At 72.4% G+C, this 18770-nt stretch carries 15 protein-coding genes; 6 read left to right on the top strand and 9 right to left on the bottom strand.

From position 1 onward, the window contains the following. Positions 1-23 precede the first annotated feature (23 nt). Positions 24-539, top strand: coding sequence for a universal stress protein (locus ACZ51S_RS04885; RefSeq protein WP_468885885.1), 516 nt, complete (start codon positions 24-26; stop codon positions 537-539). A 119-nt stretch (positions 540-658) separates the two neighbouring features. Beyond that, entirely contained in the window at positions 659-1162 is a 504-nt protein-coding gene (locus ACZ51S_RS04890; RefSeq protein ID WP_468959721.1) for a hypothetical protein, read from the top strand. A gap of 281 nt (positions 1163-1443) precedes the next feature. Here the strand turns inward: ACZ51S_RS04890 and ACZ51S_RS04895 are convergent, their stop codons facing one another. Beyond that, positions 1444-1635 (bottom strand): hypothetical protein, encoded by a 192-nt coding sequence (locus tag ACZ51S_RS04895; protein ID WP_468474874.1) that lies wholly within the window; start codon positions 1633-1635, stop codon positions 1444-1446. Positions 1636-1788: 153 nt separating this feature from the next. Between ACZ51S_RS04895 and ACZ51S_RS04900 the strand changes: the two genes are divergently transcribed. Together ACZ51S_RS04900 and ACZ51S_RS04905 are read left to right on the top strand one after the other, a co-directional pair. Beyond that, complete coding sequence (locus ACZ51S_RS04900) at positions 1789-2883, top strand: PLP-dependent cysteine synthase family protein (RefSeq protein WP_468474873.1); 1095 nt, start codon at positions 1789-1791, stop codon at positions 2881-2883. Next, a complete protein-coding gene (locus tag ACZ51S_RS04905) occupies positions 2883-4187 on the top strand; it encodes an MDR family MFS transporter (protein WP_468959724.1) in 1305 nt (434 codons plus the stop codon). Before ACZ51S_RS04900 ends, ACZ51S_RS04905 begins: the two co-directional genes overlap by 1 nt. Positions 4188-4282: 95 nt before the next feature. Here ACZ51S_RS04905 and ACZ51S_RS04910 read toward each other — a convergent pair whose 3' ends face one another. From ACZ51S_RS04910 to ACZ51S_RS04930, 5 genes are all read right to left on the bottom strand, one after another. After that, a complete protein-coding gene (locus ACZ51S_RS04910; RefSeq protein WP_468474871.1) occupies positions 4283-4999 on the bottom strand; it encodes a hypothetical protein in 717 nt (238 codons plus the stop codon). 131 nt (positions 5000-5130) lie between these two features. Further along, complete coding sequence (locus tag ACZ51S_RS04915; protein WP_468802540.1) at positions 5131-6021, bottom strand: geranyl diphosphate 2-C-methyltransferase; 891 nt, start codon at positions 6019-6021, stop codon at positions 5131-5133. Positions 6022-6035: 14 nt separating this feature from the next. Then, entirely contained in the window at positions 6036-7406 is a 1371-nt protein-coding gene (locus tag ACZ51S_RS04920; RefSeq protein ID WP_468474869.1) for a family 2 encapsulin nanocompartment cargo protein terpene cyclase, read from the bottom strand. 148 nt (positions 7407-7554) lie between these two features. Further along, positions 7555-8967: a family 2B encapsulin nanocompartment shell protein gene (locus ACZ51S_RS04925; protein ID WP_468474868.1), complete on the bottom strand. Its 1413-nt coding sequence runs from the start codon at positions 8965-8967 to the stop codon at positions 7555-7557. Between the two features lie 308 nt (positions 8968-9275). Then, on the bottom strand, positions 9276-10421 hold the full coding sequence (locus tag ACZ51S_RS04930) for an amidase domain-containing protein (RefSeq protein WP_468959728.1): 1146 nt from the start codon (positions 10419-10421) through the stop codon (positions 9276-9278). Between the two features lie 268 nt (positions 10422-10689). On the opposite strand from ACZ51S_RS04930, the gene ACZ51S_RS04935 reads away from it, so the two are divergent. Then, on the top strand, positions 10690-12813 hold the full coding sequence (locus ACZ51S_RS04935) for a transglycosylase domain-containing protein (protein WP_468959730.1): 2124 nt from the start codon (positions 10690-10692) through the stop codon (positions 12811-12813). An 85-nt stretch (positions 12814-12898) separates the two neighbouring features. On the opposite strand, the gene ACZ51S_RS04940 is transcribed toward ACZ51S_RS04935, so the two are convergent. Then, complete coding sequence (locus ACZ51S_RS04940; RefSeq protein ID WP_468959733.1) at positions 12899-14218, bottom strand: polysaccharide deacetylase family protein; 1320 nt, start codon at positions 14216-14218, stop codon at positions 12899-12901. A 254-nt stretch (positions 14219-14472) separates the two neighbouring features. Here ACZ51S_RS04940 and ACZ51S_RS04945 point away from each other — a divergent pair, with 254 nt between their 5' ends. After that, positions 14473-14982 (top strand): hypothetical protein, encoded by a 510-nt coding sequence (locus ACZ51S_RS04945; protein WP_468474864.1) that lies wholly within the window; start codon positions 14473-14475, stop codon positions 14980-14982. Between the two features lie 243 nt (positions 14983-15225). Here ACZ51S_RS04945 and ACZ51S_RS04950 read toward each other — a convergent pair whose 3' ends face one another. Next, complete coding sequence (locus tag ACZ51S_RS04950) at positions 15226-16704, bottom strand: ABC transporter substrate-binding protein (protein WP_468959735.1); 1479 nt, start codon at positions 16702-16704, stop codon at positions 15226-15228. 4 nt (positions 16705-16708) lie between these two features. Next, positions 16709-18709: a hypothetical protein gene (locus ACZ51S_RS04955; protein WP_468474862.1), complete on the bottom strand. Its 2001-nt coding sequence runs from the start codon at positions 18707-18709 to the stop codon at positions 16709-16711. Positions 18710-18770: the final 61 nt, after the last annotated feature.

The raw sequence follows: 18770 nt of genomic DNA on the forward strand, positions 1-18770 counted from the left end.
GGGCGACTCGGGAGGGGCCGGCGGTGGGGCGACGGGTAGTGGCGGGTGTGAGCGGCGGTCCGGGAAGTGCGACGACCCTGCACCGGGCCGCGGACGAGGCCCGGTTGCGCGGGGCGGAGCTGTGGGCGGTGCTGGCCTGGCAGACCCCGGGCGGGGCTCCGGGCAGCCCGGACGCCTGCGCCTGCGAGTCCTACCCCGAGTACCGGGCGGCGGCGGCCGGGCGGCTGCGCGACGCCCTGGTGTCCGCTTTCGGGGCGGGCGGTCCGGGCGTCCCCCTGGTCGCGCAGATCGTACGGGGCACCCCGCGGGCCGTCCTGACCGACGCCGCCCGGGACGCCGACGACCTGCTGGTGGTCGGCGCCGGCCGCCGCGGACGGCTGCTGCGGGCCCTGCGGCCCTCGGTGGCCCGCCACTGCCTGGCGCACGCGCCGTGCCCCGTACTCGCCGTGCCGCCGAACCCGCTGGAGGCCCAGCTGCAGAGCGTGCGCCGCCGCAACGCGTGGCACCTCCCGCTGGACACGCGGAAGCTGGCCGGGTGAACCGTCCCCCGGGGTCCCGGCCGGGCGCGGTCCGGGGGGCACGTCCCCGGCCACGGCGCGGCCGGCGTTTGTCCGGTTCGGGGCCGTACATCACGCGGGGGGCGAGCTACGATCACGGCGTGGTCACAGCCCGGTCCTCCCGTACGCCGCGGGTCCGCACCTCAGCGGGCCTGGCGCACCTGCTCGGGCTGGCCCTGCTGCTGATCGGCCTGCTCTGCGCACACGGCGCCGGCTCCCAGGGCGCCACCCACGCCACCGCCCCGGCGTCCCCCGCCCACGCGTCCACCATTCCGGGCTCGGCCGTGCCGGGCTCGGCCGTGCCGGGCTCGGCCGTGCCGGTGCCGGGCTCATCCGTACCGGCGGCGCCGTCCGGCACCACGATGCCGGTCTCGGCGGCCCCCGCCGACCGGCACGACCCCTCCCACCCGGTCCACGGCTGCACCCCCCTGCCTCCCCGGGCCGGCTCCCCGGCCGACGCGACCGCCGCTCCCCCGCCGGCGGCCGTCGCCCGGGCCGTCCTCGCGGCCCACCGGGCCGGGGCCCGCCACGACGGCGCGGTCCGCCACCAGGCCGGAGCAGCGCCCCCGGCGCACTCCAGAGCCTCCGCCGTCCTCCAGGTGTAGGCCCGGGATCCGTCCGGGCCCGTCCCGCGATCCCCACCACCCCGCGCCCTCCGGGCCGTGGGGTGCCCGCCGCACGGAGGAACTCTGTTGCCCCATCCCCTCACACGCCCCTTACGCCCCCTTTCGTCCTGGTTCCGCACGCTGGTGGTCGTCACCCTCGGCGCGCTGCTGTCCGCGACTCTCGTCTGCTCCGCGCAGGGGCACGCCGACGTCTCGTACGGCTCGTCAGCCGCTGGAGCCGCGCTGCAGCCGGGACCGACACCTCCCGCAGAACCGCTGGGTCACGCGCACCCGCATCCCGGGCACGGCACCAGCTGCGCCTCCTCCACCCCGGCCGCCTCGGCGCAGGCCCCGACCCCGCTGCCCGCCGGGCCGGCGCGGCCCTCGGCGGGTGCGGGCGCCGCTCCGGCGGCCGCCCGGGCCGTACCCGCGAGCACCACCGGACCGGCGGCCGTCCGCTCGGGACGTTCCACTCTGACCATCGTCTGTCGATGGCGGCTCTAGTCCGCTCCCGTAAGCCCGTTCGCAACGGCTGACGTATGCCCAACGGGCGGACCCTGCCCTGCCCCGGCTCGGCATTCCCACGAGCGCGACCACCCGAAGCACCATCAAACGAGAGCGGAACAATGCATTCTTCGGCCACCGACGTCACCCCTCCCGCCCGCACCGGAATCTCCGGGCTGGTCGGCAACACCCCCCTGCTGCGCGTTTCGGAGCCCCTGGCCCCGGCGGGACGCGGCTTCTGGGCGAAGCTCGAGGGCTTCAACCCCGGCGGCATCAAGGACCGCCCCGGCCTGCACATGGTCGAACGGGCCCGCGCGCGGGGCGAGCTGGAGCCGGGCGCCCGGATCATCGAGTCCACCAGCGGCACCCTCGGCCTCGGCCTCGCCCTGGCGGGCATGGTCCACGGGCACCCCGTCACCCTGGTCACCGACCCCGGCCTGGAACCGTCGATGATCCGCCTGCTGACGGCGTACGGGGCACAGGTCGACGTCGTCTCCGAGCCGCACCCCACCGGCGGCTGGCAGCAGGCCCGCCGCGACCGCGTCACCCAGCTGCTGGGGGAGCACCCCGGTTCCTGGTGCCCGGACCAGTACAACAACCCGGACAACACCACCGCGTACACCCCGCTGGCCCTCGAACTGGCCACCGAGCTCCACCACATCGACGTCCTGGTGTGCAGCGTCGGCACCGGCGGGCACTCGGCGGGCGTCTCCCGGGTGCTGCGCCAGCTCTACCCCGACCTGAAGCTGGTGGGCGTGGACACCGTCGGCTCCACCATCTTCGGCCAGCCCGCACGGACCCGTCTGATGCGCGGTCTCGGTTCGAGCATCTACCCGCGCAACGTCGCGTACGAGCAGTTCTCCGAGGTGCACTGGGTCGCGCCGGGCGAGGCCGTGTGGACCTGCCGCCAGCTCGCCGCGTCCCACTACGCCGCCGGCGGCTGGAGCGTCGGCGCGGTCGCCCTCGTGGCCGGCTGGCTGGCCCGGACCCTGCCCGCGGACACCCGGATCGCCGCGGTCTTCCCCGACGGCCCGCAGCGCTACCTCGGCACCGTGTACGACGACGACTACTGCGCCGCCCACGGGCTGATGGACTCGCCCCCCGCCGCCGAACCCGAGACGATCGGCCGTCTGGACGAGAAGGAGGTCACCCGCTGGACCCGCTGCACGAACGTGGTGGACCCGCTGACCCTGCGCGCGCCGGAGGTCGCGGCGTGATGAAGGACACCCTCGCGCAGGTCCGCACGTACGAGCGCAGCGTCCAGCTGCTGATGGTGAACCAGTTCACCATCAACCTCGGCTTCTACATGCTCATGCCCTACCTCGCCACGCACCTGGCCGGGCCGCTGGGGCTGGCCGGCTGGACCGTCGGGCTGATCCTCGGCGTGCGCAACTTCAGCCAGCAGGGCATGTTCCTGATCGGCGGCACCCTCGCCGACCGCCTCGGCTACAAGCCGATGATCATCACCGGGCTCGCGCTGCGCATCGCCGGCTTCGCGACGCTCGGGCTGGTCGACTCCGTGCCGGCGCTGATCGCCGCCTCGGCGGCCACCGGCCTGGCCGGTGCCCTGTTCAACCCGGCCACCCGCGCCTATCTGGCGGCCGACGCGGGCGAGCGCCGGGTGGAGGCCTTCGCCCTGTTCAACGTCTTCTACCAGGCCGGCATCCTGCTGGGCCCGCTGGTGGGCATGGTGCTGACGGGCGTCGACTTCCGCGTCACCTGCCTGGTGGCGGCGGGGATCTTCGCGGTGCTGAGCGTCGTGCAGATCCGCGCCCTGCCGGCCCGCCGCGGCAACGACGCCGCCGAGCGCGCCGGAGGCCCCCGGGAGGGGGTGCTGGTCCAGTGGCGCGGGATCCTCGCCAACCGCCCGTTCCTGCTGTTCTCCGTGGCGATGATCGGCTCGTACGTGATGACCTTCCAGGTCTACATGGCGCTGCCGCTGGAGGTCCGGCGGGTCGGCGGTGAGGGCGGCTTCGGGACGGCCTCGGTGGCGGTGCTCTTCGCGGTGTCCGGGCTGAGCACGATCCTCTTCCAGACCCGGGTCACGGCCTGGTGCAAGGCCCGTCTGGAGCCGGGCCGGGCGCTGGCGGCGGGCCTGCTGACCATGGGGGTGGCCTTCCTGCCCCTGCTGGCGGCCACGGCACTGCCCCTACCGGAGTCGCAGTGGGGGACACGGCTGCTGGCGGCGGTGCCGCCGGTGCTGTCGGCGCTGCTGCTGGCCGCCGGGACGATGATCGCGTACCCCTTCGAGATGGACACCATCGTCCGCCTCTGCGGCGACCGCCTCGTCGCCACGCACTACGGCCTGTACAACACGGTCTGCGGTGTGGGCATCGCCGTCGGCAACCTGCTCACCGGGGCGGCGCTCGACGCGGCCCGCTCGGCCGGGATGTCGGCGCTCCCCTGGCTGGCCCTGTTCGTCCTGGGCCTCGGCTGCACGGCCGCGCTGTACGGACTCGACCGCACGGGCCGTCTCGCCGCGCCGGCCCGGCAGGCGCACCCGGAGGCCGTGGCGGCCTGACCTCCGGCCCGGCCGGCGAGCGGGACGCGTGCCGCCCGCCGGCCGGGGCCGGGGTCATCAGGGCCGGGACCGGGCCGGGCCGGTCGGTGCCGGGGTCAGGAGATCCCGTACCACTGGCTGCCCCAGCCGGTGTTGATGGTGCTCGTGGACTGCTCGGCGAGGTTCACGGTGGGCGGCAGGGAGCTCTGGCCGGTCAGGATGGTGCTGTAGCGCAGGTTCGGGGGCGTGAGGCCCGCGTTGACCGAGATGCCGGCTCCCGTGGACTTCAGGGTGAGGGCGTTGGTGGCCCAGTCGCCGTTGAGGAGGAGGGCGATGAAGTAGGTCCCGGGGGCGGCGGTGAACGGCTTGGCCAGGGCGAGCGGTTTGGCGACGGGGTCGGTCATCAGCTGCGGGGAGATGTCGGGAGTGGCCGCGCGCAGGGTGCCGGTGGCGTCGTACACGCCGAGGTAGCAGTCGGACAGCCGGGCCCCCTGGTCGAGTCCGGCCAGCCCCAGCCAGATGTTCGACCAGGTGATCTCCTGGCGCAGGACGACCCGGACCAGGGTGACCCGTCCACCGACGCCGGCCGCCGACTGCGCGGTGACGTGCCCCGCGTCGTTGGGGTCGCCGGTCCACGCCAGCAGGTTCTGGTCCTGCGGCCGCGGCCCCTCGTACCCGCCCCCCGTGCCGCCCGGTGCCGGGGGTGCCGCAGTGCCCGCAGGGGAACTGCCCGCCGGCCGCGGGCTCTTGTCCGGTGAGGTGCAGCCGGACAGGACGAACAGCGCGGCGAGCGCGGCGGCGAGCGAACGCGCGGCGGTGGTGCGGGTGGACATGCTTCCCCCAGGTGGTGCGGATGGACCGGGGGCCATGGTCACATGCCGGGGAGGGGCCGGGTCCGTCGGCTGGCGGTCCCGGCCCCTCGGGGCGGTGGCCGGGGCTCGGCCGGAGCCCCGTCAGTGCCTGATCAGACGCGGTCGGCCGCGATCAGGACGTACTGGAAGGAGCCGTCCTTGTAGGAGTTGATGAACGCCTCCTCGATGCCGGTGACCAGGGAGGAGGTGGCCCGCAGCTCCCAGTAGGGCAGGGTGTCGGGGGTCAGGTCGATGACCGCCTGCGGGACGAGGCGGTTGTCGGCCATGGCCCGCAGGTACTCCCGGCGGGAGTGGATGTTGCACTCGAAGTGGGCGTTGATCTGGGAGACCCACTTGGAGGGCTGGCCGTAACGGGGGTTCCAGCAGCCGGTGATGGTCACGTAGCGGCCGCCGACCGCGAGGACCCGGGCGTGCTCGGCGAAGAGGTCGTGCAGGTCGACGTACATGCTCGACTCGTTGTTCCACGAGGCCGCGGCCTGCCCGGTCTCGAAGGGGGTGCCCAGCATGTTGCAGACCCGGGCGCGGACGTGGTCCTCGATGCCGAGTTCGCGGGCGCGCTGGTTGGCGAAGTCGGCCTGCTTGGCCGACAGGGTGACGCCCTCCACCTTGCACCCGAAGCGCTGGTGGGCCATGACCATCGAGCCGCCGCGGCCGCAGCCGGCGTCCACGAGGGTGTCGTCGCGTCCGATGGGGCCGAGGTGGTCCAGGAGCAATTCGGCCTGGGCCGACTCCAGCCGGTGCAGCTCGGCGATCAGCTTCTTCTCGTATGCGCTGTCCGCGGGGTCACCGAGGGCGGCGTGGTCGATGTCGCCGATGCCGTAGTGGTGGTGGTAAAGGCCGTCGACATCGCCCAGGCGCAGGTTCACGGGCCTGGCCTCGTCGTTCCAGTAGCGGGCGATGTCCCCCTGGTAGGGGGTGCTCGGCGCGGGGATGGGCAGGGAGCCGGCCGCAGAGGTGGCGGTGGTGAGATCAGTGCTAGTCACGGATAAGTCCGTCCTTACCAGAAATCGGGCAGTCTGTAACGGTAGGTGTTGCTCATGTGCCAGTAGTGGTTGCCGTCGACCCATACGGCCACTCCCCGCAGGAAGCGCAGCACGGTGGGTACGGGGCAGGCCGCGGCCAGTCGGGCGGCCTCGTCCTCGAAGGCGTGCATCAGGTCGTTGTGGACCTCGACGGCCTTCAGGTAGGCGTCCTTGTCGGACAGGCCCTCGCGTTCGGCGATCACCACGGGCAGGTTCATGTGTCTGCCGGGGGAGTCGAGTTCCTTGGTGTACGAGTAGAGGTCGTTGGCGATGGTCGCGGCGTTCCCCGCGAACGCGATGACCCGCTGCATGGCGGGCTGGGCGTGGAGCTCCGGCGGGAGTTCGTAGCCGCCGACGGTGTCGGTGATGGTGGGGCAGGGCCGGAAGTTGTTGAACTGGCGCATCGCCAGGTACTCGGCCACCTCCGGGACGTACTCCGTCTCGGCCCAGGCGGCCTCGGCGAGGTACCCCATGTGCAGCCGGGCCATGTCGTGCCGGAACCGGTCGGCCTGGGAGGGGGTGGCCGCCCGGACGAAGTACTCCATGGCCGAGCGGTATACGCGCCGCGGGGCGTCCGAGAAGAGCGACTCCTCCCACGCCGGCACGTACTCCCGCGTCGTGTGGAGGGGGTCGAGGGCGGTGTGCGCCAGCAGGAGCCTTCCGCCGAGACCGACGGGCGAGCCGCCGTGGTCCTCGCAGTAGACGTCGTCCACGACGTTCTCGGCGACCATCAGCCGCGTGGCGATCATCAGGTGGTCGATGGTCGGCGCGTCCGGGTGGCAGGCGACCATGTAGCGGCCCACGGAGAAGCCGTCGAACTGGTCCTCCCATTCCGGGGGGTACGCCTGGACCTCGTCCACCGCCCAGCGCTTGATGCGGCGGCTGACCTCCTCGACCCGTACCGGGTCCGGCTCCGGCACGGGGTGGTGGTAGAGGCCGGGGACGGGCCGCCCCGCCGCCGGTGCGGCGGGCGCCGCCGGTCGCGCGGGCGGGGCCAGGTGCAGGGCGGCCGTGCCGAGGCCGCTGGGCCCGCGCAGGATCCGCTGCAGGGCGGCGGGGTCCGCCTGCCCCACCGCCGCGGCGTCCTCCGCGGGTGCGGGTACCGCTCCCGGGGCGGGGGCGGTGCCGAAGGGCAGGACGGGTGCGGTCGGCAAGGCGGGGCGGGCGGCGACGGGGGCTTCGGCGACCGGTGCCGCCACGACGGCCTCGGCGGCCGCCGCCCCGGCGGCGGGGGCGTGGTCCGGGGCGCGGCCCGCACCCAGGACGTTGGGGAGGACGTGCGCCCCGAGGTGCGCCGCGGCGGAGGGCAGGCCCGACTGCAGAGGGGAAGGCCCGGGCTCGGGCATCCGTGACTCCTTGGTGAGGTGGGTGAGGTGGCCCGGATCCCGGGCGCGCGCGGCCCGCCCGGGATATTGCCGGGCCGCTGCGGCCGCGACAACGCGGCGAGGTGCGGTGCCGGGGGCCGCGGGCCAGGCGGGACTTCGACGACAGGGCCTAGTCGCGCCTGCGGGCGATCTGTACGTTCTCGAGGACGCCGAGGGCGTCGGGCACCAGGATGGCGGCGGAGTAGTAGGTGGTGACCAGGTAGGAGATGATCGCCTGCTCGTTGATGCCCATGAAGCGCACCGACAGGCCCGGCTCGTACTCCTCGGGCAGACCGGTCTGGCGCAGGCCGATGACGCCCTGGTTGTCCTCGCCGGTGCGCATCGCGAGGATGGAGCTGGTGTTCTCCTTGCTGATGGGGATCTTGTTGCAGGGCAGGATCGGCACTCCGCGCCACGCCGGGACCTGCTGACCGCCGACGTCGACGTGGTCCGGGTAGAGCCCGCGCGCGTTGAACTCTCGTCCGATCGCCGCGATGGTCTTGGGGTGGGCGAAGAGGAACTTGGTCCCGCGGCGGCGGCACAGCAGCTCGTCGAGGTCGTCCGGGGTGGGCGGGCCGGAGTGGGTCTGGATCCGCTGCTTGAAGTCGGCGTTGTGGAGCAGGCCGAATTCCCGGTTGTTGATCAGCTCGTGCTCCTGGCGCTCGCGCAGCGCCTCGATGGTGAGCCTGAGCTGTTCCTCGGTCTGGTTGTGCGGGCCGTTGTAGAGGTCGGCGACCCTCGTGTGGACCCGCAGGACGGTCTGCGCGACGGAGAGCTCGTACTCGCGGGGGTTGAGCTCGTAGTCGACGAAGGCGCCGGGCAGCTCGTGCTCGCCGGTGTGGCCGGCCGACATCGCGATCTCGGCCTCGCCGTGACGATTCTGCCGCTGCTGCGGGAGCGAGCTGAACCGGTCGATGTGGGCCTGGAGGCTGGGCGCCGAGGACGCCAGGGCCGCGAAGTCCTCGCGGGAGAGGCTGAGCAGGGTGCCTGGGGTCTCGGCGGTGGCGGTGTAGTCCCAGTCGGCGTCGGTGTCGAGGAGGGCGTTCTCGCCGAAGCGGTCGCCGTCGGCGAGCGTGGCGACGGCCACTTCGTCGCCGTACTTGCCGAGGGAGGTCTGGCTGACGCGGCCGTGCGCGATCATGTGGATCCGGTCGGCCGGGGCGCCGCGTTCGACGAGCACCTCACCGGCCCGGAAGTCGCGCTGGACGCACCGGCCGGCGAGGGCGGTCAGCACCTCCAGGTCGTCGAAACCGCGCAGCAGGGCCAGTTCCCCGAGCTCCCGGGGGATCACCCGCACCGAGGCACCGTCCTGGACGAAGTCGATGCGTCCGTCGCCGACGGTGTAGGTCAGCCTGCGGTTGACGCGGTAGGTGCCGCCCTTGGTCTCCACCCAGGGCAGGCTCCGCAGCAGCCACCGGGAGGTGATCTCCTGCATCTGCGGGGCGGACTTGGTCGTGGAGGCAAGGTTGCGGGCGGCCGCCGTGCTCAGGCTGGACTGCTGCGGCGGATCCAGCTGCGCTTCGGGGCTGGTGTCAACGGTCATGAGGGCGAGCTCTCCTTCGTACGCGCGGCGAGGGACACAGGGGCACGTCACCGGTGAAAAGGAAAAAAATGGGGGCGAATATCCGGGAATCCGTCCAGATCTCGGGGAACAGTAACCAGCGGCCCACCCGGATGACCTTGAAATGCCGAGGCCATTACCTCGATGCAGTGATCTTGGGCAACTGGAGGTTTGACCCGGCGCCGGGCGGGAGCCGGACCCTCCGGCTCCCGCGCCCCGCTCGGCGGGCACGAAAAAGGGGCCCCTCCCGCCGGCTTCCGCCGGCGGGAGGGGCCCCAGGAGGGCGACCGTCAGGTGCGGTACGCGAAGTAGCGCGCGTCCGGGTAGGACGCGATGATGCTCGCGAGCGACTTCCGGTACGTGTTCGTGGAGTGGTACGTGAGGTACGGCATCCCGGCACGGCTGCGGTAGGTGACGATCATGGAGTGGTCCTTGGACCCGTCCTTGTTGAAGTCCACCTGCATGACGTCACCGATGTCCATCTGGTAGACGTTCGCCAGGTTCGTGGCCCGCTGGTTGGAGAGCGTGAACCAGGCCCACTCGTTCACGCCGATCCAGGAGACGGACTGGCGGGTGCCGTCGTACCACCAGTTGCGGTAGTCCGAGGAGGTGCCCGGAACGGGCTTCCAGCCGCCGGCCTTCAGCGACTGGCTGACGAAGTTGGTGCAGTCACCGCCGGCGCCGTTGAACTTCCGGTACGCCGGGTTGTAGTTGCTCCAGTACTTCTCCGCGTACTTCGCCATGGCGTTGTAGTCGTACGCGCCGCCGGTGGTCTTCTTCGGATTCGGCGTGGCCGGGTACTTCGTGGACGCGGGCGTGCCGTCCGGGTACTGGTTGCCGTCGTCCTTGACGACGGCGACCTTTGCCGCCACGGGCTCGTTGACCGCCACGGGGGCGTTCGCGCTGTCCTGGGACTTGATCGAGGTCAGCTCCCAGGAGCCGCCCTTCTTGCCCGTCAGGGTCAGCTCGTAGCGCGTCTTGAAGTCGGTGGTGTCCGGTTCGTCCCCCCGCACCTTCTCGTAGGTGAGCGTGGTCTGCTCGGTGACCTGCACGGTCGCCTTGCCGCCGGTGAGGGTGGCGCGGTCCACCACGACGCTGGTGTCGGCGGCCGTGTAGGCCTCACCGAGCTCCGCGAGGCGGGTCTTGCGGGACTTCAGCGACGCGATGGCCGCGTGCTCGTCCTTCTTCAGCCTGTCCGACAGCCGGGCCTTCTTCTTGGAGGAAGGCGCGGCCTCACGGTGCCGCACGTGACCGTCGACCAGGGCCTGCGTGCGCTGCGAGAGCACGTCGTCGGCAATGCGGGCGAAGGCGTCCGCGGTGGCGCGGTCGGCTTCCTCCGTCGTCCCCGCGCTCGCGGAGTAGGCGAACAGGCTGCCGGACGCCATGGCCACGGTCAGGGCGCCGATGGCGGCCAGCCTGAACCTCTTAGGTATCACTGTGCATCCCCTTGTCACCCGGTCCGCACGGACCGGGCGACGGAATCTTCGCACAACTGGGCGACGCCGTGGCCGTGTTCCGTTTCGTCCCCTCTCGCCCGGCAATGATCATGCCAGGCGCCGGTCCGCGCGCTTCCGTTTCCGGACGGGACATCGTCCCCGCGGCCCGTCCGCCTTCACCCCACCTCCCCGCCGGCTTCACAGGAGATGCATCTAGGGTGTAGGCGGAAGCACAGTACGGGGGGCATTCGGAGTGGGCGGGCAGGACATGTCCTCAAGAGGGCGATCGCGGGGCAGACGGGCGGCCCCGAAGGACAGCGGAGCGGCCGCCTCGGGCCGCCGCAGGAAGTCCGGGAGCCGCCGGGCGCGGTCCGGCACCGGTCCGGCCGGCCGTCTCCCGGCGGCGCTCGCGCCGGTCCTCGCCGCGGCGCGCCCCGCGCTGCGCCGTCTGCGGCCGGCGTACCCGAGGCCGGGGCGCGACGGCTGGCGCCGGTGGGTCCCCTCGGGGCGCCAGTGGGCCGGCGCCCTCCTGTACCTGTTCGTCGGCATGACGGGCTTCGTCGGCATCGCCTACGCGACCACGGACATACCCGACGACCTCAACTCTTTCGCCACGCAACAGGACAATGTCTACTACTGGTCCGATGGCTCCACCATGGCCCGCACGGGCTGGGTCCAGCGGCAGGAGATGCCCCTGGCGAAGGTGCCCGAGAAGGTCCAGGGAGCCGTCCTCGCGGCCGAGAACGCCAGCTTCTACTCCGACCCCGGCGTCTCCCCGTCCGGCGTGCTGCGCGCGATCCGCGCCGCGGTGACCGGTGGTGAGACCCAGGGCGGATCCACCATCACGCAGCAGTACGTGAAGAACGCGTACCTGAACCAGGACCGCACCCTGTCCCGGAAGTTCACCGAGCTGCTGCTCGCCGTGAAGCTGGACAGCCGCGCGGGCAAGAAGCAGATCCTGGAGGACTACCTCAACACCAGCTGGTTCGGCCGCGGCACCTACGGCATCCAGCGCGCGTCCCAGGCGTACTACGGCAAGGACGTCTCGCAGCTCAACGCCAGCGAAGGCGCCTTCCTGGCCTCCCTCCTCAAGGGCGCCGGTCTCTTCGACCCCTCCCTCGGCAAGGAGAACCACGCGCGGGCCGTCGAGCGCTGGAGCTGGATCCTGGACCGCATGGTCGAGACCGGCCACCTCTCCCCCGCCGAACGCGCCACGTACACGAAGTTCCCGGAGCCCTCGGCCGCTTCCCTCGTCGGCATGCCCGGGGCCCAGAACGGCTACCTGGTGGAGATGGCCAAGGCGTACGCGATCAAGGCCGGACACCTCAAGGAGTCCGACTTCGACCTCGGCGGCTACCAGATCTACACGACCTTCGACAAGAACCGCATGGCGGCCCTGACCGCCGCGGTCCAGCAGGCCCAGAAGGACATCGACCCCGAGCGGCGTCCCGACACCGACAAGTACGCGAAGATCGGCGCGGCCAGTGTGGCCCGGGACGGCCGGCTGCTCGCCGTGTACGGCGGCCCCGACTACCTGAAGCAGGGCTTCAACGAGGCGAACGCGACGACCATCCCGGCCGGCACGGTGTTCACGCCCCTCGTCTACGCCGCCGCGCTCGAGGACGGGGTGCTGCGCACGCGCGGCCAGGCCCGTACCCCCGTCTCCCCCTCCAGCGTGTACGACGGCAACGACCAGGCGACGGTGCAGACGCCCGAGGGTCCCTACTGGGACCGCAGCGGCAAGGTGGTCAAGGGGCACAACGAGGGCGACCGCAGCTGGGGCCAGATCACCCTCCAGCAGGCGGTGGCCCATTCCGTGAACACCCCCATGCTCCAGCTCGGCCTCGACGTCGGGCTCGACCGGGTGGAGTCGTACGCCGAGCGCTCGGGGCTGCTCGCCTCGAGCCTCGGGCAGCGGATCCCCACCTTCGCCCTCGGGGAGAACTCCACGCCCAGCGCGATCCGGATGGCCGGCGCCTACCAGACCTTCGCGGCGGACGGAATGCACACCGACCCCTACTCGGTGCGGTCGGCCACCCGCGCCGGCGCCACCGTGCCGCTGGACCCGCCGAAGGCGGTCAGGGCGATGTCGCAGAAGACCGCGCGCACGGTGACGGAGGCCCTGCGGGCGGCCGTCAGCGAGGGCTCGGCCAAGGCCGCGGCCAAGGCCCAGCCGGGTGCGGCGGGCAAGACCGGCACGACCGCGGCGAACACCGCGGGCTGGTTCGTGGGCACCACCGCGCAGGAGACCACGGCCGTGGTGGTCTACCGGATGTCGCTGCTGGACCTGATCCCGCTGCCGCTGACGGGGCTGGCCGGCGACGCCCCCACGACGCCCGGCAGCGCGCGGGCGGTCGGCCTGTGGGCCGACTACGCGAAGGCCGTGAAGTAGGCGGGGCCGTCGTACGGTGGCCCCGGGCGGCGCGCCGTACGACGGGCCCGGCGGGAGCCGGCCGTCCCGGCCGCGCCGGCCCGGGTCACTTGATGAGCGCCTTCCAGTCCGGCGCCTGGGCCGGGTCGAGCATCCGCAGCTGGGCCAGGACCTTCGGATCCTGGACGTCCATCCAGTCCGCCACCTCCCGGAAGGACGCGCAGCGCACGTCCTGGCGGTTGCAGACGTCCTTCATCACGTCCTCGACGGCCTTCATGTAGATGCCGCCGTTCCAGTCCTCGAAGTGGTTGCCGATGAACATCGGCGCCCGGCTGCCGTTGTAGACGCGGTTGAAGCCGTTCATGTACGAGCCGCGTACCTGCGCCTGCCAGGCGGCGAACTTCGACGGGTCGCCCTGGGTGCTGTCGCCCGACTGGTTGTAGAGGAAGTTGAAGTCCATGGAGAGGACCTGCACCTCCTTGCCCTGCAGGGGGACGAGCTGGAGCGGGAAGTTCCAGATGCCGTCCATCTTGGACGGCCACATCTGGAAGTCGCCCGAGGAGCTCGCGTCGTAGCGCCAGCCGTACTGCTTGATCGCGGTCACGAGGTTCTTCTGGCCCTCGAGGCAGGGCGCGCGGCCGCCGACGACCTCCCGGTCGGGGTCGAACGGCAGGGGTGCCTCACCGGTGAAGCCGGTGTTGGTCTTCCACCCCTTCATGAAGGCGTACGTCTGGTCGATCTCGCTCTTCCACTCCTCGGGGCTCCAGTCCCCGCCGCCCTTGGGGCCGCAGAAGTGCCCGTTGAAGTGGGAACCGATCTCGTGGCCGTCGGTCCAGGCGCCGCGCAGCTGCTGGATCGTGGACCGCACGTGCGGGACGGTCGGGTACGAGATGGCGGCCGCGCCCTGGCCGTGCTGCGGCGGGCGGTAGAGCGACTTCTTGCTCTCCGGCAGCAGGTAGATGCCCGTGAGGAAGAAGGTCATGTGGGCCTTGTTCTGCTTGGCCACCTTGCGGAAGTGCGAGAAGAGGTGGTCGTCGCCCTCCAGCGCGCCGTCCCAGGAGAAGACCACGAACTGCGGCGGCTTCTCGCCCGGCTTCAGCTTCTCGGGCTTGAGCTGTCCCGGCTGCGGCCCGGTGTAGGAGGTGGAGCCGTCGCCCAGAACCTCGACCTTGCCGTCCCAGTCCGGCTTGGGGCCCTTGCCGATGCCGGGCCCGCCGGTCACCGCGCCCGCACCCGCCGGGGCCGCCAGCCTGGCGTCGCGCTCGGCCTCCGAGGATCCCGGGAAGCCGACCGCGAACGCGACGCCCGCCCCGCCGGCGACGAGTACGGCCCCGGCTATGCCCAGGCGCTTGCGGTTGCGCGTCTTGCGGCGGGCCTTGCGGGCCGTACGGGACTTCGCCCGGGTGCCGGCGTCGGTCTCGGCCATCGCGGTCGTACCCCCCTGAATCTCCGCAGCCGGGCCGCGCGTGGATGCTTCATACGAATATAGAACTTCTCGGCACGGCTCTTTTACCACACCTCCCGTACCGCCCGGTTTCACAGCCGGCCCACAGGTCGCGGGGCGGGCGCGCGAGGAGCCGCGGGAGGAGCCGCCCGTTCCGGCGGTCACCCGGTTGCCCCTTCCGGTGGGCGTCCGGGCCGCCGGGGTTTTGACTGGGAGCCCGGAAGACCCTTGGAGGCGTGGTGGCGGCGGTCGTGTGGATGCGTGGGGCGGCGGGCGTGGTGGTACTGGCGGCGGTGGTGCTCGGCGCCGCCGGCTGTTCGGACGGCGGCGTGCCGTCCGGGGCGGTGTCGAGCGCCGCCGAGGCGGTGAAGTCGGCCGGCGAGGCCGTCTCGTCGGCAGCCGCCGAGGCGGGGAGGGCCGCCGAGTCCGCCGCCGCCGTGGCCAAGGACAAGCTCGCCGAGGTCAAGGACGGGGTCGACGCCAAGGACCAGGTGACCCTGGGGACGGTGACGAAGGACACGGACGGCCGTACGTCGGTCCCCGTGACCGTACGCAACACCGACGAGGGGCAGAAGTCCTTCGCGGTGCAGGTCGAATTCGAGGACGAGGGCGGCAAGGTCCTCGACACCGTCGTGGTGACGGTCGCGGACGTCGCCGGCGGGGGCACGGGCCGGGGCACCGCGCGCAGCACGCACGAACTGTCCGGCACGGTGAAGGCCCGGACCGGCACGGCCCTGCGCTACTGACACCGCCCGGCGGACGGGGCCGCACCGGGGACGGACGCGCCCTCGCCGCGGGAGGCCGGATCCGGTGCGGTGCCGTGCCCCTGATCACGCCCGTGCACCCGTCCCGGCCGGACGGGCCCGTCCCGCCGGTCCACGATCGGAGCACCCCGGTGCCGGCCCCTTCCCGCGGCCCGCCGGAACGTTCCGCGCGCCCACTCCGGGATCGGCGCCCTCGCCGTCGGGGTCGCGGCCTGACGGCCCGCGTCACTGTTCCTGCGGTGGTTTGCCCTCCGCCGCGGACACCTCGACGAACTCGACCTGGCCCTTGCCGTTGAGGCGCAGGATCGGGACGGCCTTGTTGCGCGGATTGCCGTTGTTCTGGAAGGAGATGAACCCGCTCGCGCCGGCCACCTGCTGGGTGCCGTCCATCTGGTGGAACATCCGGGCCACCGCGTCGCCCGCGACCTGTCCCTGCCAGCGGGCGGCCATCTGGATGCCGTGGGCCGCGGCGAGGACCGCGTCATGGCCCATCAGGGCCCCGCCGTCCTCGCGCGGGTCGTGCGGGAACCACTGGTGCAGCAGTCCGCCCGGCTGGAAGTTCTTCGCCGACGGGGCGGACACCGCCTGGGGCGCGGAGCGGTACATGTCGGGGTGGGAGAGGCCGGTGTAGAGCACCTGGATGCCGGTCTCGGCGGCGTGGGCGAGCTGCTCGGCGCTCAGGTTCGTCGTGTCGTCCCCGGCGAACACGGTGAACTGCTGGTCGGTGCAGCTGCGGTTGGACAGCGCGTCGAGGAAGTGGGTGAGGTGGCGGCCGCGGCCCGCGAAGTACACGAGCTGGGGCCGCTGCTGGCACAACTGGCCGGGCATGTAGCGCAGCTCGTTCTGCCAGGCGCTGCTGACGGACGAGTCGTAGGTCATCCGCTCGGAGACGAGCCGGTGCTTGTCGCCGTCGTGGAAGGCCTTGGTGAAGGCGGTGCCCAGGGTCGAGGCGTAGAGGTTGCCCGCCGCCACGTCCTGGAGGACGACGGCGGTGGCGACCCCGTGCCGTTTGAGGTAGCCGGCGGCCGCGTACGCCTCGTCCTCGTTGGTGGGGGCGATCCGCACGAAGCCGTTGATGTCCTGGATGTTCGTCGCGGTCAGGGTGGCACCGACCATGGCGATGCCGTGTTCGGAGAGGCGTTTTATGGCCGCGAGGTTCTCGTTGGTGCTGGGGCCGAGGCCGGCCACGGCGACGAGCCGGTCCGGGGAGTCCTTGCGTGCGATCAGCTCGTCGACGGTGTGCTTCCACTGCGTGGACCTGCTGCCGGGGTTGGCTATCAGCAGGCGGATCTTGGGGGTGGCGGCGAGGTCGCCCCGGTTGTGCCGGTACTGGGCGAGGTAGGCGCCCTGGAGTTCGTGGCGGACGCCCTCGGCGGAGTTGCTGTCCTCGGCCGTGGTGGTGAAGGAGGTGAAGTAGGCGACGCTGACGTACGGTTCGTCGCCGGCGTTGGCGAGGACCCTGCGGTTCTCCTCCTCGATCTTCTCGCTGACGGCGTCGAGGTGCGGGGCGAAGACGTAGGAGCCGTCGGTCACGCCGACGCACTCGTCCTGCGCGCCCCGTTCGACGACCCCGTCACCGCATCGTGCCTGGCGGTCCTGGAGCCAGCCGAGGCCCAGCCAGAGCCCGGCGGCCAGCGCGACGACGACCGCGGTGGCGAGGGCGACGCGGCGCACGACGTGCAGGGGCCATTCGAGTCTGGGCACGTGCTCAGCCCTCCCAGCCGGCGGTCTGGGGATCGCGCCAGTGGCGGTACCGTTCCGCCTCGTTGAAGAGGGCCACGATGTCGTTCCTCCGCAGTTGGGACAGCTGGGTGTAGCCGTCGGCGATCATGTCGTTGAGCCGCATGGCGGGGTCGGCGAGCGGATCGCTCCACACCCAGCGGGTGGTCACCAGGGTGTGGATCACGGACTCGGTGTCCATCACCCGCCCGGGCCGGCGGGGGACGAGTCCCGCGAGGAGTTCCAGGGGTCCGCTGTCGGCGGGCAGGCGGTTCGGCGCGGCGGTGATCGCGTCGAACTCGGCGATCCACTGGGCGGCCGGTACGGCGGTGAAGCGCCGCGCCAGGTGGGTGGTGACCTCCTCGGTCCGGCCGCGGGCGAGCTGGTGGTACATCTCCTGCACCGGCTTGCCCTCGCCGTGGTAGTACTCCGCGAGGAGTTCGTGCACGGCGTCCCACCCGTCGGGACGTGCGGCCAGCCGCCACAGCAGCAGCCGGCGCAGCCACGGGTGGAGTACGGGGACGACGGAGACGGGCCCGCTCAGCAGCCAGCGGGAGCGGATGTCGCCGAAGAGGGAGTCGTCGGGGCTGAGCAGCCGCGTGGCGACGGAGAAGTCCCGGGCTGCGGCGCATTCGGCGAGGGCGGTGCGCTGGGTCCTGTCGAAGTCGCGCAGGAGGTGGCCGAGGGCCGTGTCGGCGAGGGTGGCGGAGTCCTCCCCGGTGCGCAGCGGCCGGTCGGGCAGGGTGCGCAGCCAGCGGTCCTGCCCCGGACCCGGCTCCCTGGGGGGCCCGGCCTGGCGCAGTACGTCGAGTACCTGGTGGACGGCGCGGGGCAGGCCTCCGGTGAGGCGGTGCACGAAGGGGGTGAGGCGGGTCAGCGGGGCCAGGTCGCTGTGCCCTCCGAGCTGGAGCTCGATCCGGATCCGCACTTCGTCCAGGTTGAGGTCGCGCAGGCGTAACGGGTACCACCAGGAGTCCTCGCTGTCGCGGGTCGGCCGGTGGGCGTTCCAGTCGGCCAGGGAGGCCCGGTCGGGTCCGCGCAGCTGCCAGGGCCAGGACTCCCCGGTGGCCGGGCCCCAGCGGGGCAGCCAGCGGTTGGAGCTGGCGACGACGGTCAGCGGGTCGCTCGTACGGCCGGCGACGACCGTCTCGTCGTGGCGGGAACGCAGCAGCAGGTCGAGGAAGCGGCGGCCGTACTCGGTGTGGGAGTTGTCGAGGAGCAGCAGGTAGGAGCGGGGCATGAAGTTGCGGGCGGTGTTGCGTCTGAGGTCTTCCAGGAAGGCGGAGAAGAGGATGAGGTCGAGCCGTTCCTGTTCGTTCTCGTCGCCCTCGTGCCGCCAGAGGTTGAGTTCCACGAGGGCTTCCATGGGGTCCGCGCTGCGGGTCATGGGGTGGCGTCCGTACCAGTGGGCTCCGGCGGTGAGCCGGTTGCCCAGCCGGCCGCCGAACAGTCCGGGCACGGTGCGGCGGCCGCGCCGCAGGGCGTCCTGGAAGAGGGCGAGTGCGGCGTTGGAGGCGCCTTCGGGCATGCCGACCGCGCCCATGCCGACTTCGAAGAACGCGGCCAGGTAGTCGCCGTGCCTGGCCTCGTTCTCCTCCTGGAACCGGTCGAGCCGGCGCTGCACCGCGCGCCGTCCTTCGGGAAGGCTGCGCATGCTCAGTTCCTGGTCGGAGGCGAGCAGGCCGAGGCTGAGCAGCGGGAAGTGGGAGCGGCCGTAGCGGGGCAGTTTGCGTTCGAGCTGGCGGGCCAGGAGGCCGAGGGCGTAGCGGGGCAGCAGGGACTGGGCCCCGCCGAAGTTGACGAAGGCGAAGGGGTAGTCGGGCCCGAAGTGCTCCATGAGCGCGCTGTGCGCCTCGCTGGCTCCGCTGCCGGCGGGACCGAGGAGCACGGTCAGGGGCCGCTCGGCCGCCGGGCTCTCCTTCAGGCACGCGTCGACCAGGGACAGGATGCCGCTGCGGCCCCGCAGGCCCATGCCGGTACCCGGCTCCATCACTCGTGATCCCCCCAGGACGACGCTTCCGAGGAGTAGAGACTGCCATCCGGAGCGGGTG

The sequence above is a fragment of the Streptomyces sp. NPDC034043 genome, assembly GCF_055575675.1.

Excerpts from the sequence above, each read along its gene's own strand:
- ACZ51S_RS04935 (WP_468959730.1), top strand. The coding sequence starts at position 10,690 with ATGTCCTCAAGAGGGCGATCGCGGGGCAGACGGGCGGCCCCGAAGGAC.
- ACZ51S_RS04920 (WP_468474869.1), bottom strand. The coding sequence starts at position 7,406 with ATGCCCGAGCCCGGGCCTTCCCCTCTGCAGTCGGGCCTGCCCTCCGCC.
- ACZ51S_RS04940 (WP_468959733.1), bottom strand. The coding sequence starts at position 14,218 with ATGGCCGAGACCGACGCCGGCACCCGGGCGAAGTCCCGTACGGCCCGC.
- ACZ51S_RS04905 (WP_468959724.1), top strand. The coding sequence starts at position 2,883 with ATGAAGGACACCCTCGCGCAGGTCCGCACGTACGAGCGCAGCGTCCAG.
- ACZ51S_RS04910 (WP_468474871.1), bottom strand. The coding sequence starts at position 4,999 with ATGTCCACCCGCACCACCGCCGCGCGTTCGCTCGCCGCCGCGCTCGCC.
- ACZ51S_RS04925 (WP_468474868.1), bottom strand. The coding sequence starts at position 8,967 with ATGACCGTTGACACCAGCCCCGAAGCGCAGCTGGATCCGCCGCAGCAG.
- ACZ51S_RS04900 (WP_468474873.1), top strand. The coding sequence starts at position 1,789 with ATGCATTCTTCGGCCACCGACGTCACCCCTCCCGCCCGCACCGGAATC.
- ACZ51S_RS04955 (WP_468474862.1), bottom strand. The coding sequence starts at position 18,709 with ATGGAGCCGGGTACCGGCATGGGCCTGCGGGGCCGCAGCGGCATCCTG.